Raw genomic sequence first — 25,853 nt, 5'->3', positions numbered from 1 at the left:
CCAAGCGCTGCGACCCATCGCCCGCGGCCTGATCTGATACGACAGCAAGAAACGGGGTGCGCGGCGAGCGCCAATCGCGTCCGGTAGGGGCCTAAGGAGCCCCCGATGAAAGCCTTCCGCTGTATCCCGATGAAGACTGAGACCGCGGAGCGCTTCCGATGCTCAGGTCATGACGACTTCGGCAACGCGCTGCACCGGGTGGTTGCCGAGCCTCACAAGGGATTCCCATGCCGGCACTGCCTGCGCCTCGCCGAATCCGGCGAAACCATGCTGCTCGGCTCCTATGCGCTGCCGCAGCCGCGGGGCATCTACTGGACGCCGAGCCCGATCTTCCTGCACGCCGACGCCTGTCCGCACTTCGCAGCCGACGATACGCTCGCGCCGACGGTCGCCGCGAACCCGCTCGTCTCGGTGCGGGCCTACGATGCCGAGGATTTCTGCCTGTACGATCTCGGCCACGTCTGCGCGGGCGCCGAGGTCGAGGGACCTTTGCGACGCGCGCTCGCCGATCCGCGCAGCGTTTTCGTCAACATCCATACGGCCAAGCCCGGCTGCTGGCTGGCCCGTGTCGAGCGCGCGGCGTGAGGCTTCGCCTCAGGCCTTCCGTGCCACCGTGAACCGCGCCGCCTCGCGCAGCGTCTGCGCCCGATCGCCCCAGCGCGAGACCGCCTCCTCGCAGACGCCGACCAGACGGTCGCACTCGGCGCGCGCGCCGTCGAGGCCGAGGCGGTCGACGAGGGTCGCCTTGCCGGCGTCCTTGTCCTTGCCGGTGGCCTTGCCCATCGCTTCCGGCGAGGCCTCGCGGTCGAGGATGTCGTCGGCGATCTGGAAGGCCTGGCCGAGCGCGAGGCCGTAGCGCAAGAGCGCGGCGCGCTCGTCCGTCGTGGCGCCGCCGACCATCGCGCCGGCCTCCACCGAGAAGGCGAGGATCGCGCCGGTCTTCATCGCCTGCATGCGCAGGGTGTCGTCCACGTCCAGCGAGACCGGGCCGAAGCGGCCTTCCGCGGTCAGGTCGAGGAGCTGGCCGCCGACCATGCCGCCGAGGCCCGAGGCGCGGGCGAGGCCGAGGACGAGGTCGGCGCGGATCGACGCGTCCGGCTGCCAGGTCGGGTCGGCGACGATCTCGAAGGCCAGGGTCTGCAGCGCGTCGCCGACGAGGATCGCGGTCGCCTCGTCGTAGGCCTTGTGCACGGTGGGCTTGCCGCGGCGCATGTCGTCGTCGTCCATCGCCGGCATGTCGTCGTGGACCAGCGAATAGCAGTGGACCAGCTCGACGCCGGCGCCGGCGGCCAGCGCGCCGGCCTCCGAGCCGCCAAGCATGCGCGCGGTCTCGACCGCGAGGAAGGGGCGCAGGCGCTTGCCGCCGCCGAGCACCGCGTGACGCATCGCCTCCATCAGGCGCGGCGGGCGCGCGATCTCGCCGGGGCCGACCTCGGGGCCGAGGCGCTCGACCAGGAAGGTCTCGACCGTGTCGGCCACGCGGGCGAGCTTGTGGGAAAACCCGTCGTCGGCGGCATGCTCGGTACCTTGCGACTTGACCGGAGCGGGGTGAGCCTGCGTTGAGGTCATCGGGAACGGGCCTTGGCGGGAGTGGGACGCGACACGGTGCGGGCGGACGATAGCAAAGCGGCGCCGGGTCGCGACGCGCAGAGTACCGAGGCGCGGGACCTGAGGTCGCTGGGACGCCCGCAGCCGCCGGCTCCGTCACGGCGGGTCCGGAAGCTCGTCGGGCGCATCCTGCTCGTCCCGGCCGTCGGGCTCGTCCTCATGCTCGCGCTGGCGCTGCTCTATAGCGCGGTGACGCCGCCCTCAACCCTGATGCTCGGGCGATGGTTGACGCTCCAGCCGGTGGCCCGCGAGGCGGTGCCGCTCTCCGCCATCGCGCCGGCCCTGGTCCAGGCGGTCCTCGCCTCCGAGGACCAGCGCTTCTGCCTCGACCACGGCGTCGACGTCGACGCGCTGCGCGACGTGGTCGACGACGAGGACGGGCCGGGCCGCGGCGCCTCGACCATCGCGATGCAGACGGTGAAAAACGTCTTCCTCTGGCCCGGCCGCTCCTACGTCCGCAAGGCGCTCGAGATTCCGCTCGCCTTCCTGATGGATACGCTCTGGGGCAAGCGGCGGATGATGGAGATCTATCTCAACGTCGCCGAATGGGGCGAGGGGATCTACGGCGCCCAGGCCGCCGCCCGGCACTGGTTCGGCAAGAACGCCCGCGACCTCAGCCGCGGGGAGGCCGCCCTGCTGGCCGCGACCCTGCCGAACCCGATCCTGCGCAGCGCCGGCAAGCCCTCCCGCGGGGTGCGGTCCCTGGCCGGCCGCATCCAAGGCCGGATGGGGCAGGTCGAGGGCCTGATGGGGTGCCTCAAGGGATAGGCTTTTGCTCAGGGCCCGGGTTCGCAGGCCGCCCGGATGCGGTTAGGGAGCGTGATCCAAGCGAGAACGGACGTCATGGCCGGCACAACAGAGATCACCCTGGAGCGGATCGCCCTGATCCGCCGCCTCGTCGTCGGCTGGAACCCGGACGGGGCCGGCGCGCCGATGATCCACCCGGACGCCCCCTACGGCTCGACCTCGCGGGACGACGACATCGCCAACGTCACCGGCGACGACGAGGGTGCCGACGAAGAGCACCGGGCAGTGGGCGCGGCGTTCGCCGCCTTCGTCCGGCACGCGGTGCTCAAGCCCGGCCGCTACCAGTACCACAACCCGCTGGCCAAGCTCGATCCGGGCCGGGCCGGCGACGTGTTCCGCGACGCCGACGGCGCCACGCCCGAACACATCACATTCGACGTCACCGAGGCGCATCTCGCGTTGATTCCGCACCTGGCGGTCCGCTGGGACGACGCCCTCGACGTGCCCTGCGTCGACGCCCAGGCGCCCTACGGCGCGACGCCGGTGCCGGACGCAGCCTTGCACCACGAGATGCAACCGGCGTTGCAGATCTTCCTGCGCTACGCCGACATCGCGCCGGGCGATTACGACTGAAGGCTGCGGTCGCCGGCGCTTCTCCCTCCCCCCTCTGCGGGGAGGGAGAGAAGGCGCTTCTCAGGCGTCCCGCTTCTTCCGCTGCGCCAGCGTCCGCAGCCGCAGCGCGTTGAGCTTGATGAAGCCCGCCGCATCGCGGTGGTCGTAGGCGACGGCGCCTTCCTCGAAGGTGACGAGGTCCTGGTCGTAGAGCGAGTGCGGGCTCGTGCGGCCGATGACGTGGACGCCGCCCTTGTAGAGCTTGAGCCGCACCTCACCGGTGACCAGTTCCTGGCTCTTGTCGATCAGCGCCTGCAGCATCTCGCGCTCGGGCGAGAACCAGAAGCCGTTGTAGATCAGTTCCGCGTATTGCGGCATGATCTGGTCCTTGAGGTGCGCCGCGCCGCGGTCCAGCGTGATCGACTCGATGGCGCGGTGGGCCGGCAGCAGGATGGTGCCGCCGGGCGTCTCGTACATGCCGCGGCTCTTCATGCCGACGAAGCGGTTCTCCACGAGGTCGAGCCGGCCGATGCCGTTGTCGTGGCCGAGCTGGTTGAGCTTGGCGAGCAGCGAGGCCGGAGACAGCTTTTCGCCGGCGATCGAGACCGCGTCGCCCTTCTCGAAGCCGATGGTGACGATCGTGGGCGTGTCCGGCGCCTCCTCGGGCGAGATCGTGCGCGAGAAGACGTAATCCGGCACCTCGTCGGCCGGGTCCTCCAGCACTTTGCCCTCGGAGGAGGCGTGCAGGAGGTTGGCGTCCACCGAGAACGGGCTCTCGCCGCGCTTGTCCTTGGCGATCGGGATCTGGTGCTGCTCGGCGAAGGCGATCAGCTGCTCGCGGCTCTTCAGGTCCCATTCGCGCCAGGGCGCGATGACCGTCACGTCGGGCTTGAGGGCGTAGTAGCCGAGCTCGAACCGAACCTGGTCGTTGCCCTTGCCGGTGGCGCCGTGGCAGACCGCGTCGGCGCCCAGCCGCTCGGCGATCTCGATCTGCTTCTTGGCGATGAGCGGCCGGGCGATCGAGGTGCCGAGCAGGTAGACGCCCTCGTAGACCGCGTTGGCGCGAAACATCGGAAACACGTAGTCCCGCACGAATTCCTCGCGCAGGTCCTCGATGAAGATGTTCTCGGGCTTGATGCCGAGCAGCTCCGCCTTGCGGCGGGCCGGCTCCAGTTCCTCGCCCTGGCCGAGGTCGGCGGTGAAGGTGATCACCTCGCAGCCGTAGGTCGTCTGCAGCCACTTGAGGATGATCGAGGTGTCGAGGCCGCCGGAATAGGCGAGCACGACCTTGTTCACGGGCTTCTTGTCGGGCTCGGACATGCGGACCTTCGGGTGTTCGCGGACGTTAGGCGAGGGGGTTGCGGCGGCTTATCGCGCCGTCCGGCGCCCTGCAACCGGAACGGCCTGCAACCGGCATGCCGGGCCGGACGTTCGCTCAAGCGCGCGGGGCGTCGCCGATGCCCCGTCGCGCGCGCCAACCTGCCTCGCTCCCGACATCGACGGGTGTGAGATTTGCGTGCCGACACCTAAAGACCCGGAGAAGCGATCACCATGGCGCGCCAGCCGACCCTCGAGTTCTGGTACGAGTTCGCTTCGACCTATTCCTACCTCGCCGCCGCCCGGATCGAGGGTCTGGCCGCGACGGCCGGCGTGGCGGTGCGCTGGCGCCCGTTCCTGCTCGGGCCGATCTTCGCCTCGCAGGGCTGGACGAGCTCGCCCTTCAACCTCTACCCGGCCAAGGGCCGCAACATGTGGCGCGACATGGAGCGCGAGGCCGCCCGCTGCGGCCTGCCGCCGGTGCGGCGCCCCGATCCGTTCCCGCAGAACAGCCTCAGCGCAACCCGCGCCGCCATCCTCGGGCAGGACCAGGATTGGCTGGTGCCGTTCTCGAAGGCGGTGTTCGAATCCTGCTTCGCGCACGGCCGCTCGATCGCCGAGCCCGCGGCGGTGGTCGAGATCCTGAACGGGCTCGGCCTCGACGGGACGCAGCAGCTCAAGGCGGCGGCGAGCGAAGCGAACAAGACCAAGCTCCGCGTCGTCGGCGAGGAGGCGCGCTCGCGCGGCATCTACGGCGCCCCGACCTTCCTGACGGATGACGGTGAACTGTTCTGGGGCAACGACCGCCTGGAGCAGGCGCTGGCCTGGGCCGCCGGCGAGCGCCCGGGCGACATGCGCTGACGCCATCGCGCGACGAGACTCCCCGACGCGAAGGCCCCGACATCGCCTGAATTGCCGGGCTGATGCGCGGGCTCGACACCGCCGCTCGGACGCCAGCATGCCCTTCACCCGCCGCCACCTCATCGCGACCTCGGCCGCCGCCGTCGCCCTCACCGGGGCGGCGCGCGCCCAATCGTATGGTCAGCGCGTCTCGGTGACGAGCGACGAGGGCAGGCCGGTCGCCAACTCTATGCTCCCAGGCGAGATCACCGGCCAGCTCGCGTCCCTGCGGGGAATCACCTACGTCGGCCCGCGCGAGGCCGAGACGACGCTGTACGAGTTCTTCGACTTCAACTGCCCCTACTGCCGCAAGGCCGCCGCCGACGTGATCGCCCTGCACGCCGCCGACCCGGCGTTGCGCATCGGCCTTGTCCAGAATCCGATTCTGTCGCCGCAATCGGCCCAGGCCGCCAAGGTGGCGCTGGCCGTCCAGCGCAAGCTCGGCTCCGAGGCGGCCTGGGACTTCTACGGCCGGTTGCTCGGCAAGCCCGGCAAGATCGACGGCCCCGGCGCGCTCGCCGCCGGCACGGCGCTTGGGATCGCCGGACCGGAGCTGGAGAGCATCGCCGACAGCGACGAGGTCCGCGAAGCGCTCAAGAGCCAGATGCGGATCGCGGCCGACCTCGGCCTCTACGCGACCCCGTCCTACGTGCTGGGCAACGCCGGCATCCTCGGGCATCCGGGCGCCCGCTCCATGGCGAAGATGATCGCCGCCACCCGCCGTTGCGACCGCCTCGCCTGCTGATTTCCCCTGTAGGATCGATCACCCGGCGCAAGCTCGGCCGGGCCGCCGCCATCGGCCGATCGCCTTGCGCGGCTCCGGTTGCCATGCTAGGCGGTCGCCGCGCCGGCCGAGGGATCTTCGTGGGTCCCGGACAAGCCCGGCACAATCCCATTTCCCGACGGTCTCCGGCCCGGCGCCCTGATTACGGCGCAGCCCGGTCGGAACCGAAGGGCCAAGGAACAAGAGAGAGCGACGGGTGGCGCAGAACGGTTCCGAGGGTTCCCTGGTCGGCGGCGTGTCGGGTCGATACGCCTCCGCCCTGTTCGATCTCGCCCGTGACGAGCGCCAGATCGATGCGACGGCCGAGGGCCTCGAGCGCTTCGACGCCTTGCTCAAGGAGAGCGCGGACCTCCGCCGTCTCGTCCGTAGCCCGGTCTTCTCGGGTGAGGAGCAGGCCGCCGCCATCGGCGCGATCCTCGAGAAGGCCGGCATCACCGGCCTCGCTGCCAACTTCATCCGCCTGTCGGCCGCCAACCGCCGCCTGTTCGCGCTGCCCGGCATGATCGCCGCCTTCCGCAGCCTGGTTCGCGAATCGAAGGGCATCGTCCGCGCCGAGGTTCGCGTGGCCGAGCGGCCCTCCGACGCGGTGCTGGAGGAGATCAAGGCCAGCCTGCGCGACGCCGCGAAGTCCGAGGTCGACCTCGACCTGCACGTCGACCCGAGCCTGATCGGCGGCCTCATCGTCAAGATGGGCTCGCGCATGGTCGACGCTTCGCTCCGGACCAAGCTGAACGGCATTCGTCTCGCGATGCGGGAAGCCCGTTAGGCCGTCCGTCGAGGACGCCCCGGCTCTCGCCATCACACCTGAACACCTGACAAGAACGAACTGAAGGGCCCGACGATGGACATCCGCGCCGCCGAGATCTCCGCGATCCTGAAAGACCAGATCAAGAACTTCGGCGAGGAAGCCGAAGTCTCCGAGGTCGGCCAGGTCCTGTCCGTCGGCGACGGCATCGCCCGCGCCTACGGCCTCGACAACGTCCAGGCCGGCGAGATGGTCGAGTTCGAGTCCGGCGTGCGCGGCATGGCGCTCAACCTCGAGCAGGACAACGTCGGCATCGTGATCTTCGGCTCTGACCGCGAGATCAAAGAAGGCCAGACCGTCAAGCGCACCGGTGCCATCGTGGACGTCCCGGTCGGCAAGGGCCTGCTCGGCCGCGTGGTCGACGGCCTCGGCAACCCGATCGACGGCAAGGGCCCGATCGAGTCGACCGAGCGTCGACGCGTCGACGTGAAGGCGCCGGGCATCATCCCGCGCAAGTCCGTGCACGAGCCGATGGCGACGGGCCTCAAGGCCGTCGACGCCCTGATCCCGGTCGGCCGCGGCCAGCGCGAGCTGATCATCGGCGATCGCCAGACCGGCAAGACCGCGATCGTGCTCGACACGATCCTCAACCAGAAGCCCGGCCACGCCGCCGGCGGCGACGAGAAGTCGAAGCTCTACTGCATCTACGTCGCCATCGGCCAGAAGCGCTCGACGGTCGCCCAGTTCGTGAAGGTCCTCGAGGATCAGGGCGCGATGGAGTACTCGATCGTCGTCGCCGCCACCGCCTCGGACGCCGCGCCGATGCAGTTCATCGCGCCGTTCGCCGGCTGCGCCATGGGCGAGTACTTCCGCGACAACGGCATGCACGCCGTGATCTCGTACGACGACCTGTCCAAGCAGGCCGTTGCCTACCGCCAGATGTCGCTGCTGCTGCGCCGCCCGCCGGGCCGCGAGGCCTATCCCGGCGACGTGTTCTACCTGCACTCGCGCCTGCTCGAGCGCGCCGCCAAGATGGGCGACGCCGCCGGCAACGGCTCGCTGACCGCGCTACCGGTCATCGAGACCCAGGCCAACGACGTGTCGGCCTACATCCCGACCAACGTGATCTCGATCACCGACGGCCAGATCTTCCTCGAGACCGACCTGTTCTACCAGGGCATCCGCCCGGCGGTGAACGTCGGCCTCTCGGTCTCGCGGGTGGGCTCCTCGGCCCAGACCAAGGCGATGAAGAAGGTCGCCGGCAAGATCAAGGGCGAGCTGGCGCAGTACCGCGAGATGGCGGCGTTCGCGCAGTTCGGTTCGGACCTCGACGCCTCGACCCAGCAGCTGCTCAACCGCGGCTCGCGCCTCACCGAGCTCCTGAAGCAGCCGCAGTTCTCGCCGCTGAAGATGGAGGAGCAGGTCGCGGTGATCTACGCCGGCGTCAACGGCTACCTCGACAAGATGCCGGTCGCGAAGGTCCGCCCGTTCGAGGACGCGCTGCTGTCGACGCTCCGCACCAAGCACGCCGACCTGCTCTCCACGATCCGCGACTCGAAGGACCTGTCGGACGACAGCGCCGCCAAGCTCAAGAGCGTGGTCGAGAGCGTGGCGAAGTCGCTCGCGAACTAGACGAACCCGCCTCATCGGGCGCCCGGCGACGGGCGCCTGGTCGTGAACAGGCCCTGAGAGACCGGACCACCCGATGGCGAGTTTGAAGGATCTGCGCAACCGCATCACTTCGGTGAAGGCGACGCAGAAGATCACCAAGGCGATGCAGATGGTCGCCGCCGCCAAGCTGCGGCGCGCACAGACGGCTGCCGAAAGCGGCCGTCCCTATGCCGAGAAGATGGCGGCGGTGCTCGGCAACCTCGCCGGGAACCTCGTCGGCGGCGTCGGCGCGCCGAAGCTGCTGGCCGGCACCGGCAAGGACCAGACCCACCTGCTGATCGTCTGCACCGGCGACCGCGGCTTGTGCGGCGCTTTCAACTCGTCGATCGCGCGCCTGGCGCGGGCGCATGCCGACAAGCTCGCGACCGAGGGCAAGACCGTCAAGATGATGACGGTCGGCAAGAAGGGTCTGGACCAGCTTCGTCGCCAGTTCCGCGAGCAGATCGTCGAGTCGCAGGACATCCGCGGCAACCGCCCGGTCGACTACCCCTTCGCCGCCGAGATCGCCGACAAGATCCTGACCCGCTACGAGGCCGGCGAGTTCGACGTCGCGACGCTGTTCTTCTCCGAGTTCCGCTCGGTGATCTCGCAGATCCCGACGGCGCAGCGCCTGATCCCTGCGGAGCTGCCCGAAGGCGGCGCCAGCAGCACCGGTGCGCCGGCGGATTCGGCGATGGAATTCGAGCCCTCTGAGGAGGCGATCCTCGAGACGCTGCTGCCGAAGAACCTCACGGTTCAGGTCTACCGGGCGCTCCTCGAGAACGCCGCATCCGAGCAGGGTGCACGCATGAGCGCCATGGATTCCGCGACCCGCAACGCGGGCGAGATGATCAAGAAGCAGACGCTGATCTACAACCGCACGCGTCAGGCGATGATCACCAAGGAACTCATCGAAATCATTTCGGGCGCCGAAGCCCTTTAAGCGCCTTCGCCGGCGCACCGACCGCATACCTTTCAAGGGCACGCAATCATGGCAAACACCGCTTCCCCCGGCGCCGGCTCCAACAAGGTCGGCAAGATCGTCCAGGTCATCGGCCCCGTCGTCGACGTGCAGTTCGACGGCCACCTGCCGGAGATCCTGAACGCGCTCGAGACCAAGAACAACGGCAACCGCCTCGTGCTGGAAGTCGCCGCGCAGCTCGGCGAGAGCACCGTGCGCTGCATCGCGATGGACACCTCCGAGGGTCTGACCCGGGGCCAGGAGTGCACCGACACCGGCTCGCCGATCATGGTCCCAGTCGGCCACAACACGCTCGGCCGCATCATGAACGTCATCGGCGAGCCGATCGACGAGGCCGGCCCGATCCAGTCGGACTCGCTCCGCGCCATCCACCAGCCCGCGCCCCCCTATACCGACCAGTCGACGGAGTCGCAGATCCTCGTCACCGGCATCAAGGTGGTCGACCTGCTCGCCCCCTACGCCAAGGGCGGCAAGATCGGCCTGTTCGGCGGCGCCGGCGTCGGCAAGACCGTGCTGATCATGGAGCTGATCAACAACATCGCCAAGGTGCACTCGGGCTACTCGGTCTTCGCCGGCGTCGGCGAGCGCACCCGCGAGGGCAACGACCTCTACCACGAGATGATCGAGTCCAAGGTGAACATGGACCCGAAGGAGAACGGCGGCTCGGCCGAGGGCTCCAAGTGCGCGCTGGTCTACGGCCAGATGAACGAGTCTCCCGGCGCCCGCTCGCGCGTCGCGCTCACCGGCCTCACCATCGCCGAGGACTTCCGCGACCAGGGCCAGGACGTGCTGTTCTTCGTGGACAACATCTTCCGCTTCACTCAGGCCGGCTCGGAAGTGTCGGCGCTGCTCGGCCGCATCCCCTCGGCCGTGGGCTACCAGCCGACGCTCGCCACGGACATGGGCGCCCTGCAGGAGCGCATCACCACCACGAACAAGGGCTCGATCACCTCGGTGCAGGCGATCTACGTGCCGGCCGACGACCTGACCGACCCGGCGCCCGCCGCCTCGTTCGCCCACTTGGACGCGACCACGACGCTGTCGCGCTCGATCGCCGAGAAGGGCATCTATCCGGCGGTGGACCCGCTCGACTCGACCTCGCGCATGCTGTCGCCGGCGATCCTCGGCGAGGAGCACTACGATGTCGCCCGCAGGGTCCAGCAGACGCTGCAGCGCTACAAGTCGCTCCAGGACATCATCGCCATCCTCGGGATGGACGAGCTGTCGGAAGAGGACAAGCTGACGGTCGCGCGCGCCCGCAAGATCGAGCGCTTCTTCTCGCAGCCCTTCTCGGTGGCCGAGATCTTCACCGGTTCCCCGGGCATCCAGGTGCCGCTGGAAGACACGATCAAGGGCTTCAAGGGCCTCGTCGAGGGCAAGTACGACGACTTGCCGGAAGCGGCCTTCTACATGGTCGGCACCATCGAGGACGCCCAGGCCAAGGCGAAGAAGCTGAAGGCGGCCTGAGGCCTTGAACGCCAAGATCGTCCTGTTGGTCGTCGGCCTCCTGGCCGGCGGCCTCGTCGGCTACGTGACGCGGCCCGAGGCGGCCGAGATCAAGATCGGCCCGCTCTCCGTCGAGGTGCAGGGCGACCGCCCGGCCGGCACCCGCGGCGGCGAGCTGACCAGCGGGCAGACGCAGCACGTCGCCCTGTTCGCAGGCATCGGTGCCCTGATCGGTTTCGGCCTCGGCTTGGCCACGGACCGGCGCAGGGCCTAACTCTCAAGGTCGGCATGCAGCCCTCGGAGGGCCGCGCGCCGAGAATGACAAACGTCGGGATTCCGAGCGCATGGCCACCTTCCACTTCGATTTCGTCGGCCCCGAGCGGTCGCTGTATTCCGGCGAGGTCGAGTCGGTGCAGCTTCCCGGCACCGAGGGCGAGATGACGGTGCTCGCCGGCCACGCCCCGGTGCTCACCTCGCTTCGCGTGGGCGTGATCGTGGTCACCGAGCGCGCCAACAGCGGCAAGCGCATCTACGTCCGCGGTGGCTTCGCCGACATCGGGCCGACCGGCGTGACGGTGTTGGCCGAGCGCGCCGCCCCGATCGAGGAACTGACGCCGGAATCCCTCGACCGGGACATCGAGGCGGCCGAGCTGCAGCGCGACGCCACCGAGGACCTGCAGAAGCGCGAGGAGCTGAACGGCCAGATCGTCCAGCTTCAGGAGACGAAGAACCTCCTCAAGCTCTGAGCCTTTCACCCCCAACATTTTCAGGACGACCGAAGCCCGCTCGAACCGCCGTCACCGGCGCGGTTCGGCGGGCTCTTTCGTGTCGTGCGCCGACGAATCCTGAGCCAGCGCGAGGGAGATCAGCGCCTCGGCCGCGTCCGGCCCGACGGGACAGCCCGTTTCGAGCCAGCGTCGGCGCAGAGCCGCGAGGGCGACCCCGATCCTCGGCCCGGCCGGGATGCCGCGAGCGACGAGGGCTGCCCCGGTCACCGGCAGGACCGGAGCGGGTTCATTCTTCAGGTCGCGCCAGGCGTTTGCAGCGTCCGGGCCGATCACCGGGCGCGGCTCGCCGGCGGTCGCGTCCATCGCCGCTTGAAGGGCTGCAGGCCCGTGCTCTGCCACGAGCGCACGGAGCGCCGGCCGGTCGATCGCGGCGGGGGTCTTCAGCGCGACGAGGGCGCGGGCGTAGGCGTCGAGGGTAGCGTGCTCGGCCTTCGAAAGCCGCAAACCCTCCGCGAGGCGCTCGGCCTCGGCCCGCGTGGTCACGGACAGCGCGGCGAGACGCTGGATCGTGCCGGCGCCGGCCTCGATCGCGCGCGCGAGCCTGCCCCGCTCGGCGACGCCGCCGGTGATGCGGGCGAGAAGGCCGGTCTCGGCGAGGATGGCGACGGCGCCCGGCGCACCGGGGGCGGCCAAGAGCTTCAGGAACTCCATGCGGACGCGCTCCCGCGACAGGCTCGCCAGGGCCGCTCGCGCGGCGACGCAGGCGGCGAGCGCCGGCGCATCGGGCTCTCCTCCACCGAACCGGGCGTGAAAGCGGAAGAACCGCAGGATGCGCAGGGCGTCCTCGTGGATCCGCGTCGCGGGGTCTCCGATGAAGCGGATGCGGGCCTCCGCGAGGTCGGCGGCGCCGCCAGTGGTGTCGTGGAGCGTGCCGTCGGCGCCGAGCGAGAGCGCGTTGACCGTGAAGTCCCGCCGCTCCGCGTCGCGCGTGAAGTCCCGGCCGAACCGCACGATCGCGTGCCGCCCGTCGGTCTCGACGTCCTCGCGCAGGGTCGTCACCTCGACCGGCCGCCCGGCGACGACCAGCGTCACGGTGCCGTGCTCGATCCCGGTCGGCACGGCCTTCAGGCCCGCCGCCCGCGCCCGATCGATCACGGCGTTCGGCAGGAGCGTCGTGGCGAGGTCGATGTCGGCGGCGTCGACCCCGAGGAGCGCGTCGCGCACGCAGCCGCCGACGAGCCGGGTCTCCTCGCCAGGTGCATCGAGGCCGGCGAGGACGGCGCGGACCTCGGGCCGGGCGAGCAGCCGCGCCGGGCCGTCGGGGTCGAGGCGCCGCATCAGCGGAACTCGCCTGGCACCAGCCGGCCGTTCTCCATGTGGGTCGGCACGAAGCCGGTGGCGTGGCGCTCGGAGAACAGGCCCGAGGCCACCAGCGAGGCGATCACCACGGCCAAGCCGGCCAGGACGAGGCGAAAGGCCTGGGCGTCCCAGTGCGCCCGCTGCAGCGGGTTCCGGCCGACGAGCAGCAGGCAGGTGAAGAACAGCCCGAAGGGCAGCAGGAAGAGCCCGAACTCCTCCACGAGGCGACGCAGCATGGCATCCGATCGATGGGCGCGGGCGATTCCCGCTCGGCTCAGAGGTGGGACTTCGGTGGCCCGAATTCGAGCCGTTCGGCGAGGTTGTGCAGGATGCCCGCCGTCACACCCCAGATCAGGCGCTCGCCGTAGGGCAGGGCGTAGAAGCGCCGGTCGCGGCCCTGCCACACCCGCATCCGCAGCTCGTAGCGCGACCGGTCGGCGATCACCGCCAGGGGGACCTCGAAGATCGCGTCCACCTCGGCCGGGTTCGGCGCGAGGCGCGCCTCCCGGTCGACGAGGCCGATCACCGGCGCCACCAGGAAGCCGGTGCCGGACAGGTAGGGATCGAGGTAGCCGAGCATCCGCACGTGACGCGGCGACAGGCCGACCTCCTCCTCGGCCTCGCGCAGGGCCGCCGCCATCGGGCTTGCATCGGTCGGGTCGATCTTGCCGCCGGGCAGCGCGACCTGGCCGGAATGGTCGCGCAGGTGGGCGGCGCGCTGCGTCAGCACGATCGCGAGGCCGGATTCGCGCGCGACGACCGGCACCAGAACGGCCGCCCGCCGGTGCGGCGGCGGCGGGATTACGGCGCTGCCGTCGGGCTCCAGGCTGTGGTCGCCGCGCGGGTTCGAGGTCGGGTCGTCCGGCCCGGGCGGATCGCGGGCGAGCCGCGCCTCGGCGCGGGCGAGGAAGTCGGCGAGGTCCTCGTCGCGCGTCGGGCTGTCCACGGCGCTCACGCGGCGTCGGCCGGGGCGATGCGGTGGAAGCGGCCGCCTGCGGCGATGCCGAGCCACGGCACGCCCTCGATCTCGCGCTCCTCGGCGAGCGCCACGAGATCGTAGGTCAGCGCCCGCGTCACCAGCGCCCAGAGTCCGCGGCGGACGTGGAGGTAGGGCTTGAGGGCGCCGGCCTCGCCCTCGGCGAAACGTAAGCCGTGCTCGGAATCGACGGGCACGAGGTCGTCGACGTTGGTGCGGAAGCTGATGCGGCGCGCGTCGCCCTCGCCGTCGATCGCCATCTCGACGGCGACGAAGGCCGCATCCTCCACGGTGATCGAGACCTTCTCCACCGGCGTGACCAGCACCGTCGTACCGTCGGGCTCGCGCCGCAGGATCGAGGCGAACAGCTTCACCATCTTCGGGCGGCGGATCGGCGTGCCGTCGTGGAACCAGGTGCCGTCGGCGGCGATGCGGATGTCGATCGCGCCGCAATCGGGCGGATTCCACTTGTCCACCGGCGGCAGCCCGCGCTTGGGCAGCTCGGCCAGGGTCGCGCCGAGGCGGCTCAGGGTCGGATCGTCGGAGGCGGTCATGCGCCCTCGGATAGCGCGCCGGACGGGCCGGGAACCGGGGGCGCCTCCGGGCGCCGGCGCAGGATCTTCCAGACGCCCGAGGCGACGCCGACCACGCGCGCCGCGTGGCGCAGCTCGCAACGCAGGAAGACGAGCGAGCCGGTGCGCTTGATGACCTCGGGCGCCAGGGTGATCCAGTCGCCGAGCCGCGCGGTGTCGACGAACTGCATCTCCATTTGGATCGTCACACAATTCGCCCCGTCGGCCGCCCACATCGCGGTCTCGCCCAGTGCCCGGTCGGCGAAGCTCATCAGCATGCCGCCGTGGACCACGCCGATCAGGTTGGCGTGCTTGTCGGCGGCACGGAACGCGTAGGCGCCGTCGCGGACGTAGACCGGCCCGACATGGGCGATGAAGCCGGTGTCGTGGATCGGCGTCCAGCCGTCGCCCTCGTGGGGCTCGGCCTCGGGCGTTCGCGGTTCGCTGGGCGTCATGGGGGCGGGATCTCGATCGCGCGGCGGGCGCAGGCGCAGGGTTTTGTGGCACGGTCGCATCGCGACCGCCGGCTGTCACGCGAAGTTCGGGGGCACTTCAGGCTTTGGCTCACCTCACCCGCTTACGTGCCCCGCGGCTTGGCGCGGCGGGTGGGTGGCGCCTCCAGCGGATTCTCCGGCCAGGGATGGCGCGGATAGCGGCCGCGCATCTCGGTGCGCACGGCGCTCCAGGAGCCGCGCCAGAAGCCGGGGAGGTCGCGGGTGATCTGGACCGGGCGGTGGCCGGGCGAGAGCAGGTGGAGGACGAGCGGCACCCGGCCCACAGTCGGATGCGTCGCCAGCCCGAACAGCTCCTGCACCCGCACGGCCAGGACCGGCCCGCCCTCGGTCTCGTAGTCGATCGGGATGCGTGAGCCGGTCGGCACCTCGACATGGGTCGGCGCTTGAGTGTCGAGGCGGGCGCGCAGCGGCCACGGCAACAGCTCATGCAACGCCTCGCCGAGGTCGGCGGCGGAGACGGCGTCGAGGCCGAGGCGGCCGACGAGGGCTGGCGCGAGCCAGTCCTCGATGGTCTCCGTGAGGGTGGCGTCGGCGAGGTCGGGCCAGTCGCCGCCCTCCGCCGCGCGCAGGAAGGCGATGCGGGCGCGCCACTGCGTCAGCGCCGGGGTCCAGGGCAGCCGTTCGAGGCCGAGGCTGGCGATGCCGCGGGCCAGCACCCTGGCCGAGTCGAGGTCGGCGGGCACGGGGCGCGTGCGCTCGCCGAGGGTGATGGCGCCGAGCCGGCGCAGGCTGCGGGCCCGCAGCGCCCGCGCCGCGCCGTCGAAGGTCACCTGCGTCACGCCCTCGATGCGGTCGGCGAAGGCTGCCTCGATCGCGTCGAGGTCGATCGCGGCGGCGGCGAGGATGCGGGCGTTGCCGGCGGCGCCGACGACGTCGGCCACCACGAGGAAGGGCTCGCGGGCGAGCGGCGAGGCGGGGTCGAGGCGCCCGGCCCGCCCGTTGGCCATCACGAACTCGCCGTCGCGCCCGCGCGCCTTCGCGACCCGGTCGGGGTAGGCCAGCGCCAGGAGGGCACCCGCCGCCGGGTCCGAGGTCGCGCGAGTCCCGGACGGGGAAGCCGAGCGCGCCCAGCCCTGGGCCATGCGGCGCATGTCGGCGGCGCGTTGCCCGCGGTCGCGCCGATAGCGCTCGACCCGGTCGGCGAGGTCCACCGCGTCGCCGCCGAGGCCACGCTCGACCAGGACGGCGGCGAGGTCGGCGGCGGCGGTCGCGGCGCCGAAATCGGCGGCGGCGACCACCATGCGGGCGAGCCGCGGCGGCAGGGGGAGGGCGCGCAGGCGCCGCCCGGTCTCGGTGAGCCGCCCGTCAGCGTCGATCGCATCGAGGTCGCGCAGCATCGCGCGCGCCTCCTTCAGGGCCGGGGCCGGCGGGGGATCGAGGAAGGCGAGGGTGCCGGGATCGGTCACGCCCCACTCGGCGCAGTCGAGCACGAGCCCGGCGAGGTCCGCCGAGACGATCTCGGGCCGGGTGAACGGTTCGAGCGCGCTGGTTCCGGCCTCGGCCCAGAGGCGCCAGCACACGCCGGGCTCGGTCCGGCCGGCGCGGCCGCGGCGCTGGTCCACCGAGGCGCGGGAAGCCCGCGCGGTGACGAGCCGGGTGAGCCCGAGGCCGGGCTCGTAGACCGGCACCCGGGCGAGGCCGGAATCGACCACGATGCGCACGCCCTCGATCGTCAGCGAGGTCTCGGCGATGCTGGTGGCCAGCACCACCTTGCGCGCGCCCGGCCCGGCCCGCGCCACCGCCCGGTCCTGCTCGGCCGGCGTCAGCGCGCCGTAGAGCGGCGCGATCGCGACTTCCGGCCCGACGCGGCCCTCCAGCGAGGTGGCGACGCGGCGGATCTCGCCCTGGCCCGGCAGGAACGCCAGGACCGAGCCCGGATCGGCCCGGAGCGCACGCAGGATCGCGTCCGCCATCGCATCCTCGATCCGGCGGTTGGGATCGCGGTCGGCGTAGCGGGTCTCGACGGGGAAGGCTCGCCCATCCGAGGCGACGACGGGGGCGTCGCCGAGCAGACGCGCGACGCGGGCGCCGTCGAGGGTGGCCGACATCACCAGGATGCGCAGGTCGTCGCGCAAGGCCGCCTGCGCGTCGAGGGCGAGCGCGAGGCCGAAGTCGGCGTCGAGCGAGCGCTCGTGGAACTCGTCGAACAGCACCGCCCCGACGCCGGAGAGTTCCGGGTCGTCGAGGATCATCCGGCCGAACACGCCCTCGGTCACGACCTCGATGCGGGTGCGGCTCGAGATCTTGGAGCCGAGGCGGACGCGCAGGCCGATGGTGTCGCCGACCCGCTCGCCGAGCGTGCCGGCCATGCGCTCGGCCGCCGCGCGGGCGGCGAGGCGGCGCGGCTCGAGCAGGATGATCTTGGCGGTTCCGAGCCAGGACGCCTGCAACAGGTCGAGGGGCACTCGCGTGGTCTTGCCGGCGCCCGGCGGCGCGACGAGGACGGCCGCGTTCGATCGGGCCAGCGCCGCACGCAGGTCGGGCAGCGCCGCATCGATCGGCAAGGAGCTGTGCGGCAAGGGGCTGCGCGCGAGGGCGTCGTTCGGGCGGGGCGCGGAGGATGGGGTCGCCGACGCCGCGACCGTATCAGCGGGGCGCTCGGACGCCATGACGATTCAACTCCTCGAACAATCCCAACTCCGGCAAGAAATAAATCCCCCGCCGACGGCATGATTTCACAGCCGGTGGCCGGAACCACGCGCCGTCCATGAACTTGTAGGCCCGCAGCGCACGAGCGCGGAACTGGAGAATCCTTGGATGACGCGTCTTTCTTTGACCCTCGCGACCGGCCTGCTCCTCGGTGGCCTCGGGCTCGGGTCGATCTCGGCCTCCGCCGCACCCGCGATGCCGCAGGCCGGCGTCGTCGCCGAGAGCACGACGGACGCCGTCGCCTACCGTCGCCACTACCGCCACCACCACTCCACGAAGGCCGAGCGCATGATGCGCCGCCGCAACACCATGCGCCACGGCAATCCGAACGCACGCAACCCGGCGATGCGTGGCTACCAGCAGAACCTCGGCGACACCGTCGGCGGCCCGCGCTACTGATCCGTCGCACGTCCCGACCACTCGACCTGAAGCCGGCGCCGCGTGGCGCCGGCTTTTTCCTGCCGCGAATTGGGGTACGCGCACGCGTGCCTTCTCCCCAGCGATCGGAGGAGCCCGCGCTGATCAAACACGGGCGGGTCTGCTAAGAGCGCTGCCATGGCCCGCAGCTCCGCCCGAAACCTCGCCGACGCCGCCGGATCCGGCACCGCGGAGGTCGCAGGCCCGACGCCGATGATGGCGCAGTACATCGAGATCAAGGCCGCCAACCCGGACTGCCTGCTGTTCTACCGGATGGGCGACTTCTACGAGCTGTTCTTTTCCGACGCCGAGACGGCCTCGCGGGCGCTCGGCATCGTCCTGACCAAGCGCGGCAAGCACGGCGGCGCCGACATCCCGATGTGCGGCGTGCCGGTGGAGCGCGCCGACGACTACCTCAGCCGCCTGATCGGGCTCGGCCACCGGGTCGCGGTCTGCGAGCAGACCGAGGACCCGGCCGAGGCCAAGCGGCGGGGGCCGAAATCCGTGGTCCGCCGCGAGGTCGTGCGGCTGGTCACCCCCGGCACCATCACAGAGGACCGCCTGCTCGATCCCGGCAGCGCCAACCTGCTGCTGGCGATCGGCCGTCGCAAGGTCTCGGACGCGGCCTTCGCATACGGGCTCGCGGCGATCGACATCTCCACCGGGCGGTTCGCCCTGAGCGAGGTTCCGGGCGCCGACCTCGCCGGCGCGATCGCCCGCCACGACCCGCGCGAGATCGTGCTGTCGGACGCGATTCACGCCGACCCGGCGCTCGCCCGCCTTTGGGCGGAGACGCGGGCGGCCGTGGTCCCCCTGGCCCAGGCGGAGCTGGAGCCGGCCTCGGCCGAGCGCCGCCTCCGCGAGCAGTACGGCGTCGCGACGCTCGACGGCTTCGGCACCTTCACCCGCGCCGAGATCGCCGCCGCCGGCGCAGCCCTGCTCTACGTCGCGCGAACCCAGCTCGCCGCCCGCGCGCCGCTCTGCGTGCCGACCCGCGAGGAGGCCGGGACCACGCTGGCGATCGACGCGGCGACGCGGGCCAACCTCGAACTCACCCGAACGCTCTCGGGCGAGCGGGTCGGCAGCCTCCTCGACGCGATCGACCGGACCGTCTCGGCCAACGGCGCGCGGCTGCTGGCCGAGCACCTCGCCGGACCGCTCACTGAGCTGGCCGCGATCGCGCGGCGGCACGATGCGGTGGCGCGGCTCGTGGAGGACCGCGCCCTGCGCGCCGCCCTGCGCGACGCGCTCGCCCGCGCCCCCGACCTCGCCCGCGCGCTTTCGCGCACCGGCCTCGGCCGGGCCGGCCCGCGCGACCTCGCCGCGATCCGCGACGGGCTCGACGTGGCGCTGGCGCTCGGCGCACGCCTCGCGGACGGGACGGACCTGCCGGACGACCTGGCGCGGCTGGCGAAGATCCTCGCCCGCGCCGACCGCGACCTCGTCGAGACGCTGCGCGCCAGCTTGGCCGACGAGCTGCCGCTGAACCGGCGCGACGGCGGCTACGTCCGCGTCGGCTACCATCCGGAGATCGACGAGGCGCGCCTCCTCGGCAGCGACTCGCGCAAGGTCGTGGCGGCGCTCCAGGCGCGCTATGCCGAGGAGACCGGCTGCCGCACCCTGCGGATCAAGCATAACGGCCTGCTCGGCTACTTCATCGAGGTGCCGCAATCGGTCGGCGAGGCCTGCCTGAAGGGGCTGATGCGCGACTTCGTGCATCGACAGACCATGATCGACGCCATGCGCTTCACCAGCGTCGAGCTCGGCGCGCTGGAGCAGAAGATTTTTGGGGCGGCCGACCGCGCGCTCGCACTGGAAGCGTCGGTGTTCGACGACCTCTCGGCCCGCATCGTCGCGCAAGCGGAGGCGATCGGCGGCATCGCCGAGGCGTTGGCTGCGCTCGACGTGGCCGCGAGCCACGCCGAGCTCGCGGTCGAGCTGGACTGGTGCCGGCCCCAGGTCGACGCGTCGATGAGCTTCGTCATCGCGGAGGGCCGTCACCCGGTGGTCGAGGCGGCCCTGCGCAAGTCCGGGACAGCCTTCATCGCCAACGATTGCGACCTCTCGGGGGAGGGGCGCGGCCGCATCCGGCTGATCACCGGCCCGAACATGGGCGGCAAGTCGACCTATCTCCGCCAGAACGCCCTGATCGCGGTGCTCGCGCAGGTCGGCGCCTTCGTACCGGCGCGCGAAGCCCGGATCGGCCGCGTCGACCGGCTGTTCTCCCGCGTCGGCGCCGCCGACGACCTCGCCCGCGGGCAGTCGACCTTCATGGTCGAGATGGTCGAGACCGCCGCGATCCTCAACCAGGCGACACGGCACTCTTTGGTGATCCTGGACGAGATCGGGCGAGGGACCGCGACCTATGACGGGCTCTCGATCGCCTGGGCCTGCCTCGAGCACCTGCACGAGGCGAACGCCTGCCGCTCGCTGTTCGCCACGCATTTCCACGAGCTGACCGCCCTCGGCCAGCGCCTGGCGCGGCTCGACAACGCCACCTTGAAGGTCGCCGAGCACCGCGACGGCGTCGTGTTCCTGCACGAGGTCGTACCGGGGGTGGCCGAGCGCAGCTACGGGCTGCAGGTGGCGCGCATCGCCGGCCTCCCGAGCGCCGTCGTCGCGCGGGCCGGCGCGATCCTGAAGGGGCTGGAGAAGGCCGAGCGCGAGCGCCCAAGCCGCCCGCGCATCGACGACCTGCCGTTATTCGCGAGCCTTGCGCCGCCGCCGCTTCCGGAACCGGCGATCGAGGCGGACGACAGGCTCGGCCTCCTGCTCGATGCGATCGACCCGGATGCGTTGACGCCGCGGGAGGCGATGGAGGCGCTCTATCGGCTCAAGCGCGAACGCGCGGCCGGCTGAGGCGCACTTACTCGGGTGCGCGACAGAAACCGTCCGGGCAGGGCGGGGCCGGGACACGCCCGGCGCGGCAGCCGGCGACATAGTCCAGGGTGCTCGCTACGACCCGCTCGGAATAGGGCTTGGCGATCACACCGAAGGCGCCGGCGAAATCGTCGGGGATACGCTTGGCGTTGGCGGTCATGAACACCACCGTCGTGCGCGGGTCGGCGCTGAGCGCCCGGGCGACGTCGACGCCGGTCGGCCCGTCGACGAGATGGATGTCCACCAGCGCCACGTCCGGCGCGGTAGACAGCCCCAGCGCGATCGCCTCGGCTGAGCTCGCCGCGATCCCGACCGTGACGTAGCCGAGGTCGTCGAGCAAGAATTCCAGTTCGAGGGCGATCAGCGCCTCGTCCTCGACCACGAGGATGCGCAGGGCCGGTTCGATCACGCGTCCTCCGCCAGCGGAATCGCGATCTCGACCACGGTGCCGGGTCCGCGGTCGCGCCACGTGATCGTGCCGCGCAGCTGCCGCACCACCATCTCGACGAGGTTCCGGCCGAAGCCTGCCGGGTTGACCGGGCCGGCGTCGATCCCGACGCCGTCATCCTCGATCATCAGGTGCATGCCAGTCTCGGTGCGTCGCGCGGTGATACCGATGCGGCCGACCCGGTTCTGCGGGAACGCGTGCCGGACGGCGTTGCTCGCCAACTCGTGGATCATCAGCGCGAGCGGCGCGGCCATGGCGGCGGAGACCGCGATCGAATCGATCCGCGCCTCGACCTTGGTGCGCTCGGCATCGAGCCCGGCGTTGAAGTCCGACAGGAAGTCGTCGGTGAAGTCCGACAGGTTGAATTTGGTGACGTCGCCGGCCGAGTAGAGCATCCGGTGCGCGGTCGAGAGCGCGCCGATGCGCTCGGCCATGCCGGAGAGCGCGTCGCGCGCCTCGCCCTCGGGCGTGCGCCGTGCCTTCAGCAGCATCAAGGACGAAATGACCTGTAGGTTGTTCTTGACCCGGTGATCGACCTCGTGAAGCAGCGCGGTCTTTTGCTCGAGGGCGGCCTGCAGGTCGGCGGTACGCTGTCCGACCTGGCGCTCCAACTCGTCGTTGGTGCCGCGCATCGCCTGCTCGACCGACCGCTTGTCGGTCATGTCGGCCTGCGCGGCGAAGAAGAATGTCACCCGCCCGTCGGCGTTCCGCACCGGGTTGACGGTCATGCTGTTCCAGAAGGCCGTGCCGTCCTTGCGATAGTTCAGCAGCTCGCACTCGATCGGCTCCGCCGCATCGAGCGCGGCGCGCAGGCGCGCGACCTCGGAGCGGTCGGTGCCCGCTCCCTGCAGCATCCGGCAATTGCGCCCCAGCAGCTCGTCGCGGCCGTACCCGGTGAGATTTAGGAACGCCTCGTTGACCCAAACGATCGGATTGTTGTCGTGGGCCGCGTTCGTGAGCAGCATCGGTGTCGGGCTCGAATCGAACGCCCGCGCGAACGTCGCCGGAGCGAGCGGGTAATCCGCCTGGTCGCTGGTCTCCATCATCCTGTAACCGATCGGTACGCGAGGAGCCTTGATGCATCGAGAGCCGCCTCGCTGGGCCCGCGCGGACGGACGGTGCGAGGAGAGCGGCTACGCTCGCCTCATCCGAACAGACCCGCGGGAGCAAGGTTCCCGATCGCCCGCGCTTGTACCCAAGCAAATGTGCGATGTCGCGTTAAGCCGACATCGACCATGATCCGTCCGCCGCCCCGCGCCCGGACGTTCCGCGACGCGTGGGCCGGCGCAAGGCTGCCACGATTCTTGCGGATCAAGGCTCATAGGCGTCAAGGAGTTCCCATCGCATGGCCACGGACACCGCACCGGACAAGCTCGCGCGACGGCTGCGGGCCCGCGACCTCGTCGAGGATCGGCGCATCGTCCTCATGCTGGCGCTCGGGTTCTCCTCCGGGCTGCCGCTGCTCCTGGTGCTCGGGACCTTCACCCTGCGGCTCGCCTTCTCGGACATCGACGTCAAGGCGATCGGCCTGTTCAGCTACGTGGCGCTGCCGTACTCCCTGAAGTTCCTCTGGGCGCCGCTGATCGACCGGATCGACGTGCCGGTGCTGAGCGCCCGCCTCGGCCGCCGCCGCGCCTGGATGGTGACGACCCAGGTGGCGGTGGCGATCTGCCTCGTGCTGATGGCCTTCGCCGACCCGAAGACGAGCCTCGCGCTGCTCGGGCTCGGCGCCTTCCTCGTCGCCTTCTGCGCCGCGACCCAGGACGTGGTCGTCGACGGCTGGCGCATCGACGCCGCCGGCACCGACTTCCAGGGCATCCTCGCGGCGACCTCGAACCTCGGCTACCGCCTCGGCCTGATCACGGCGGGCGCCGGCGCCCTCTTCCTCGCCTCCGACAAGGGCTGGACCTTCGCGTACCTGACGATGGCGGCGCTGATGCTCGTCGGCCTGGTCGCGGCCCTCCTCGCCCCCGCCTTCGACCGCGGCCGGCCCGAGGTCGCGACCGTCGATGCCGCGGCGACCGCCGCGACGCCGAAGGCGGCCGGGACGCGGCTGTGGTCGGTCCGCCAGGCCGTCCTCGAGCCCCTGGTCGAGCTCCGCGAACGGATGGGGCCGGCCCTGTGGGGCGTGCTGGTCCTCGTGGCGCTCTACCGCATGCCGGATTTCGTCTCCGGCGTGATGGCGAGCCCGCTGTACCGGACGCTGGGGTTCGACCTGAAGGAGATCGCCACCGTCACCAAGCTCTACGGCATCTGGGTCGGCATCGCCGGCGGCTTCGCGGGCGGCTGGGCGATGGCGCGGTTCGGGATGTTCCCAACGCTGCTCGCCGGCGCCTTCCTCGCCGCCGCCTCGCACCTCTCCTTCGCCTGGCTGTCGACCGGCGGGCCGGAGGTCTGGCGGCTGACGGTGGCGATCTCGATCGAGAACTTCTGCGGCTCCTTCGCCGGCATCGCGCTGATCGCCTACATGTCGAGCCTGACCACCCCGGGCTACGCGGCGACGCAGTACGCGCTGTTCTCGTCCCTCTACGCGCTACCGGGCAAGCTCGTCGCGGGCACCGCGGGCTACATCGTCGCCGCGTTCGGCTACCCGACCTTCTTCGTCATGACCTCGGCTGTCGGCATCCCGGTGGTGCTGCTCTGCCTCGCCGTCGGCCGGACCCCGAGCCGGCGGCATGCACCCGTCGTTCTCAACAGTGCGGCGACACCCGCCGCGGCGGGGGACGGGAACCCTCCGGTCTCCGTCCCGCTTCCTACCGGTTCGCCGGGGGTGCCCTTGAGAACCCGGGCGTGAGGAGAAAAGCATGAGCGACATCGCGCTGACCGGTGAGGTCCTTCCGGCCGCCACCGAGTCCATCGAGCGTCCCTTGAGCGAGGCGGACCTCGCGGCGTTGCGCCGGTCCGTTCGCGCACTGGAGCAGCCGGGCCTCGCCGCGAGGCTCTCGGCCGCGGCCGGCGCCCCCCTCGACATGATCGGCCGGTCGCTCCCGGCCCCCGTGACCGAGGCCGTCGGACGCTCGACCGAGGCCGCGATGCGGGGCGCCCTGCGGGTCGCCCTGAAGACGCTGCCGAAGGTCGCGGTCGCGCCGGCCGCCGGCACCGCGGTCGAGGGCGTCGCCGCGAAGGCCGAGGGGGGCCTCGGCGGGCTGCTCGGCAGCCTGACCGGATCGAGCACCTTCAACCACAAGGCCCTGGCGGCGTTGTCGGGGGCGTTCGGCGGCGCCTTCGGCCTCGCGACGCTCGCCGTCGAGCTGCCGGTCTCGACCACCCTGATGCTGCGCTCGATCGCCGAGATCGCGCGGGAGGAGGGCGAGGACCTCGACGACCCGGAGGGCGCGCTCGCCTGCGTCCAGGTCTTCGCACTCGGCGGAAAGACCGGTTCGGCGGCCGGGGGCGCGGGCGCCGACGGCACGGGGCTGGCCGAGAGCGGCTACTTCGCCGTGCGCGCCGCCCTCGCCAAGACGATGGCCGAGGCCGCCCGCTACGCCGGGAGCAAGACCCTGCTCGACCAGTCCGCCCCGGCGCTGATCCGCTTCACCGCCCAGATCGCGGCGCGCTTCGGCATCGTGGTCTCGCAGAAGGTCGCCGCGCAGGCGGTGCCGGTGCTGGGCGCGTTCGGAGGGGCAGCGGTCAACACCGCCTTCATGGGCCATTTCCAGTCGATGGCGCGTGCCCACTTCACCGTCCGGCGCCTGGAGCGCACCTACGGGCCGGCGACCGTGCGCGCAGCCTACGAGGTGGAGAAGGCTACGCTCGGCGTCGCATGACGCGCCGGACGCGCCTATTCTTCACCGCGGATCGCTGAGGACCAGGGAGGCGAACGCTGCTCGGGAACGCGGAGATGATCGGCCGCCTGGCGCTGGCGGCCCTGCTCGGCAGCGTCATCGGGCTCGAGCGCGAGCGCCTGCTCTGGGCGGCGGGCCTGCGCACGCACATGCTGGTCTGCGTCGGATCCTGTCTGATCATGCTGGTCTCGAACTACGGCTTCGCCGACGCGCTCGGGGCGAAGAACGTCGTCCTCGATCCCTCGCGTGTCGCGGCGCAGGTCGTCTCCGGCATCGGATTCCTCGGTGCGGGCACGATCCTGCTACGCGGCGAGGTGGTGAAGGGTCTGACCACCGCCGCGAGCCTGTGGGCGGTGGCGGCGATCGGCCTCGCCATCGGCGGCGGGCTCTACGTCCCGGCGGTGGCGACCACGACCTTCGTCATCGCGATCCTGGCGGGGGTGAAACCGCTGGAGGAGCGCTGGCGCGACCGGATGCAGACGCGGACGCTTCGCATCGTCGCCAAGCGGGGGACGCTTTCAATCGACACCCTGCACGTCGCGACCGGGGAACGTGCCTCGCGGGTGCGCCAGTTCACGGCGCGCACCGCCGAAGACCCCGCCCTCGACGAGATCGAGGTGGCGTTCGTGCGCCTGTCGGCCACCAGCGTCGAGGCGATCGCCGCGACGCTGCGGGCGAACCCCGACGTCGTCAGCGTCGAGACGGTGCAGCGCTAACAGGCTGCTGCAGAAGT

At 71.3% G+C, this 25,853-nt stretch carries 26 protein-coding genes; 16 read left to right on the top strand and 10 right to left on the bottom strand.

The window, feature by feature from the left end:
- Window positions 1-105: 105 nt before the first annotated feature.
- Window positions 106-585 (top strand): DUF1203 domain-containing protein, encoded by a 480-nt coding sequence (locus tag MFF13_RS06285; RefSeq protein WP_147828649.1) that lies wholly within the window; start codon window positions 106-108, stop codon window positions 583-585.
- 9 nt (window positions 586-594) lie between these two features.
- Here the strand turns inward: MFF13_RS06285 and MFF13_RS06280 are convergent, their stop codons facing one another.
- Entirely contained in the window at window positions 595-1,569 is a 975-nt protein-coding gene (locus tag MFF13_RS06280; protein WP_147828650.1) for a polyprenyl synthetase family protein, read from the bottom strand.
- 198 nt (window positions 1,570-1,767) lie between these two features.
- Between MFF13_RS06280 and mtgA the strand changes: the two genes are divergently transcribed.
- Together mtgA and MFF13_RS06270 are read left to right on the top strand one after the other, a co-directional pair.
- Complete coding sequence (gene mtgA / locus MFF13_RS06275) at window positions 1,768-2,376, top strand: monofunctional biosynthetic peptidoglycan transglycosylase (protein WP_238271410.1); 609 nt, start codon at window positions 1,768-1,770, stop codon at window positions 2,374-2,376.
- Window positions 2,377-2,451: 75 nt separating this feature from the next.
- Window positions 2,452-2,988: a hypothetical protein gene (locus tag MFF13_RS06270; protein ID WP_147813918.1), complete on the top strand. Its 537-nt coding sequence runs from the start codon at window positions 2,452-2,454 to the stop codon at window positions 2,986-2,988.
- Between the two features lie 60 nt (window positions 2,989-3,048).
- On the opposite strand, the gene MFF13_RS06265 is transcribed toward MFF13_RS06270, so the two are convergent.
- Window positions 3,049-4,287 (bottom strand): argininosuccinate synthase, encoded by a 1,239-nt coding sequence (locus MFF13_RS06265; RefSeq protein WP_147828651.1) that lies wholly within the window; start codon window positions 4,285-4,287, stop codon window positions 3,049-3,051.
- A 231-nt stretch (window positions 4,288-4,518) separates the two neighbouring features.
- On the opposite strand from MFF13_RS06265, the gene MFF13_RS06260 reads away from it, so the two are divergent.
- The 8 genes from MFF13_RS06260 to MFF13_RS06225 all read left to right on the top strand — a co-directional run bounded on the left by MFF13_RS06260 (window position 4,519) and on the right by MFF13_RS06225 (window position 11,537).
- The gene (locus MFF13_RS06260) at window positions 4,519-5,145 is read left to right on the top strand and encodes a 2-hydroxychromene-2-carboxylate isomerase (RefSeq protein ID WP_147752722.1); all 627 of its coding nucleotides are present in this window, start codon (window positions 4,519-4,521) and stop codon (window positions 5,143-5,145) included.
- A gap of 97 nt (window positions 5,146-5,242) precedes the next feature.
- Window positions 5,243-5,929 carry a DsbA family protein gene (locus MFF13_RS06255; RefSeq protein ID WP_147828652.1) on the top strand — a complete coding sequence of 229 codons (687 nt, stop codon included), beginning with the start codon at window positions 5,243-5,245 and terminating at the stop codon, window positions 5,927-5,929.
- 235 nt (window positions 5,930-6,164) lie between these two features.
- Entirely contained in the window at window positions 6,165-6,734 is a 570-nt protein-coding gene (locus MFF13_RS06250; RefSeq protein WP_147828653.1) for a F0F1 ATP synthase subunit delta, read from the top strand.
- 75 nt (window positions 6,735-6,809) lie between these two features.
- Entirely contained in the window at window positions 6,810-8,345 is a 1,536-nt protein-coding gene (atpA, locus tag MFF13_RS06245) for a F0F1 ATP synthase subunit alpha (RefSeq protein ID WP_147813925.1), read from the top strand.
- 73 nt (window positions 8,346-8,418) lie between these two features.
- Window positions 8,419-9,306, top strand: coding sequence for a F0F1 ATP synthase subunit gamma (locus tag MFF13_RS06240; protein WP_147752726.1), 888 nt, complete (start codon window positions 8,419-8,421; stop codon window positions 9,304-9,306).
- A 48-nt stretch (window positions 9,307-9,354) separates the two neighbouring features.
- Window positions 9,355-10,812: a F0F1 ATP synthase subunit beta gene (atpD, locus tag MFF13_RS06235; RefSeq protein WP_147828654.1), complete on the top strand. Its 1,458-nt coding sequence runs from the start codon at window positions 9,355-9,357 to the stop codon at window positions 10,810-10,812.
- 4 nt (window positions 10,813-10,816) lie between these two features.
- Window positions 10,817-11,065 (top strand): hypothetical protein, encoded by a 249-nt coding sequence (locus tag MFF13_RS06230; protein ID WP_238271408.1) that lies wholly within the window; start codon window positions 10,817-10,819, stop codon window positions 11,063-11,065.
- A 70-nt stretch (window positions 11,066-11,135) separates the two neighbouring features.
- Entirely contained in the window at window positions 11,136-11,537 is a 402-nt protein-coding gene (locus MFF13_RS06225) for a F0F1 ATP synthase subunit epsilon (RefSeq protein ID WP_147728188.1), read from the top strand.
- 51 nt (window positions 11,538-11,588) lie between these two features.
- Here MFF13_RS06225 and MFF13_RS06220 read toward each other — a convergent pair whose 3' ends face one another.
- The 6 genes from MFF13_RS06220 to hrpB form a co-directional block, all read right to left on the bottom strand.
- The gene (locus MFF13_RS06220) at window positions 11,589-12,857 is read right to left on the bottom strand and encodes a CCA tRNA nucleotidyltransferase (protein ID WP_238271407.1); all 1,269 of its coding nucleotides are present in this window, start codon (window positions 12,855-12,857) and stop codon (window positions 11,589-11,591) included.
- Window positions 12,857-13,114: a DUF6111 family protein gene (locus MFF13_RS06215; RefSeq protein WP_238271405.1), complete on the bottom strand. Its 258-nt coding sequence runs from the start codon at window positions 13,112-13,114 to the stop codon at window positions 12,857-12,859. Before MFF13_RS06215 ends, MFF13_RS06220 begins: the two co-directional genes overlap by 1 nt.
- A gap of 38 nt (window positions 13,115-13,152) precedes the next feature.
- Window positions 13,153-13,833: a CoA pyrophosphatase gene (locus MFF13_RS06210; protein WP_238271404.1), complete on the bottom strand. Its 681-nt coding sequence runs from the start codon at window positions 13,831-13,833 to the stop codon at window positions 13,153-13,155.
- Window positions 13,830-14,408 carry a DUF1285 domain-containing protein gene (locus MFF13_RS06205; RefSeq protein ID WP_147828657.1) on the bottom strand — a complete coding sequence of 193 codons (579 nt, stop codon included), beginning with the start codon at window positions 14,406-14,408 and terminating at the stop codon, window positions 13,830-13,832. Before MFF13_RS06205 ends, MFF13_RS06210 begins: the two co-directional genes overlap by 4 nt.
- Window positions 14,405-14,881 carry a PaaI family thioesterase gene (locus MFF13_RS06200; RefSeq protein WP_147828658.1) on the bottom strand — a complete coding sequence of 159 codons (477 nt, stop codon included), beginning with the start codon at window positions 14,879-14,881 and terminating at the stop codon, window positions 14,405-14,407. Before MFF13_RS06200 ends, MFF13_RS06205 begins: the two co-directional genes overlap by 4 nt.
- Window positions 14,882-15,003: 122 nt before the next feature.
- A complete protein-coding gene (gene hrpB, locus MFF13_RS06195) occupies window positions 15,004-17,550 on the bottom strand; it encodes an ATP-dependent helicase HrpB (RefSeq protein WP_147828659.1) in 2,547 nt (848 codons plus the stop codon).
- A gap of 148 nt (window positions 17,551-17,698) precedes the next feature.
- Here hrpB and MFF13_RS06190 point away from each other — a divergent pair, with 148 nt between their 5' ends.
- Entirely contained in the window at window positions 17,699-17,989 is a 291-nt protein-coding gene (locus tag MFF13_RS06190; protein WP_147752735.1) for a hypothetical protein, read from the top strand.
- Window positions 17,990-18,220: 231 nt separating this feature from the next.
- Window positions 18,221-20,866: a DNA mismatch repair protein MutS gene (gene mutS / locus MFF13_RS06185; protein WP_373322489.1), complete on the top strand. Its 2,646-nt coding sequence runs from the start codon at window positions 18,221-18,223 to the stop codon at window positions 20,864-20,866.
- Between the two features lie 7 nt (window positions 20,867-20,873).
- Here the strand turns inward: mutS and MFF13_RS06180 are convergent, their stop codons facing one another.
- On the bottom strand, window positions 20,874-21,296 hold the full coding sequence (locus MFF13_RS06180; protein WP_210246520.1) for a response regulator: 423 nt from the start codon (window positions 21,294-21,296) through the stop codon (window positions 20,874-20,876).
- Window positions 21,293-22,381 carry a PAS domain-containing protein gene (locus MFF13_RS06175; RefSeq protein ID WP_147754375.1) on the bottom strand — a complete coding sequence of 363 codons (1,089 nt, stop codon included), beginning with the start codon at window positions 22,379-22,381 and terminating at the stop codon, window positions 21,293-21,295. The genes MFF13_RS06180 and MFF13_RS06175 overlap by 4 nt, the downstream gene beginning before the upstream one ends.
- A gap of 299 nt (window positions 22,382-22,680) precedes the next feature.
- Here MFF13_RS06175 and MFF13_RS06170 point away from each other — a divergent pair, with 299 nt between their 5' ends.
- From MFF13_RS06170 to MFF13_RS06160, 3 genes are all read left to right on the top strand, one after another.
- Window positions 22,681-24,129, top strand: a complete 1,449-nt coding sequence (locus tag MFF13_RS06170; RefSeq protein ID WP_238271402.1) for an AmpG family muropeptide MFS transporter — start codon at window positions 22,681-22,683, stop codon at window positions 24,127-24,129.
- 10 nt (window positions 24,130-24,139) lie between these two features.
- Window positions 24,140-25,102 carry an EcsC family protein gene (locus tag MFF13_RS06165; RefSeq protein ID WP_147754373.1) on the top strand — a complete coding sequence of 321 codons (963 nt, stop codon included), beginning with the start codon at window positions 24,140-24,142 and terminating at the stop codon, window positions 25,100-25,102.
- Between the two features lie 74 nt (window positions 25,103-25,176).
- Window positions 25,177-25,836, top strand: a complete 660-nt coding sequence (locus tag MFF13_RS06160) for an MgtC/SapB family protein (RefSeq protein WP_147815316.1) — start codon at window positions 25,177-25,179, stop codon at window positions 25,834-25,836.
- Window positions 25,837-25,853: the final 17 nt, after the last annotated feature.

It is taken from the genome of Methylobacterium cerastii (assembly GCF_022179125.1).
Lineage (GTDB): Bacteria > Pseudomonadota > Alphaproteobacteria > Rhizobiales > Beijerinckiaceae > Methylobacterium > Methylobacterium cerastii.
This window is presented reverse-complemented; position numbering and strand designations above follow the sequence as displayed.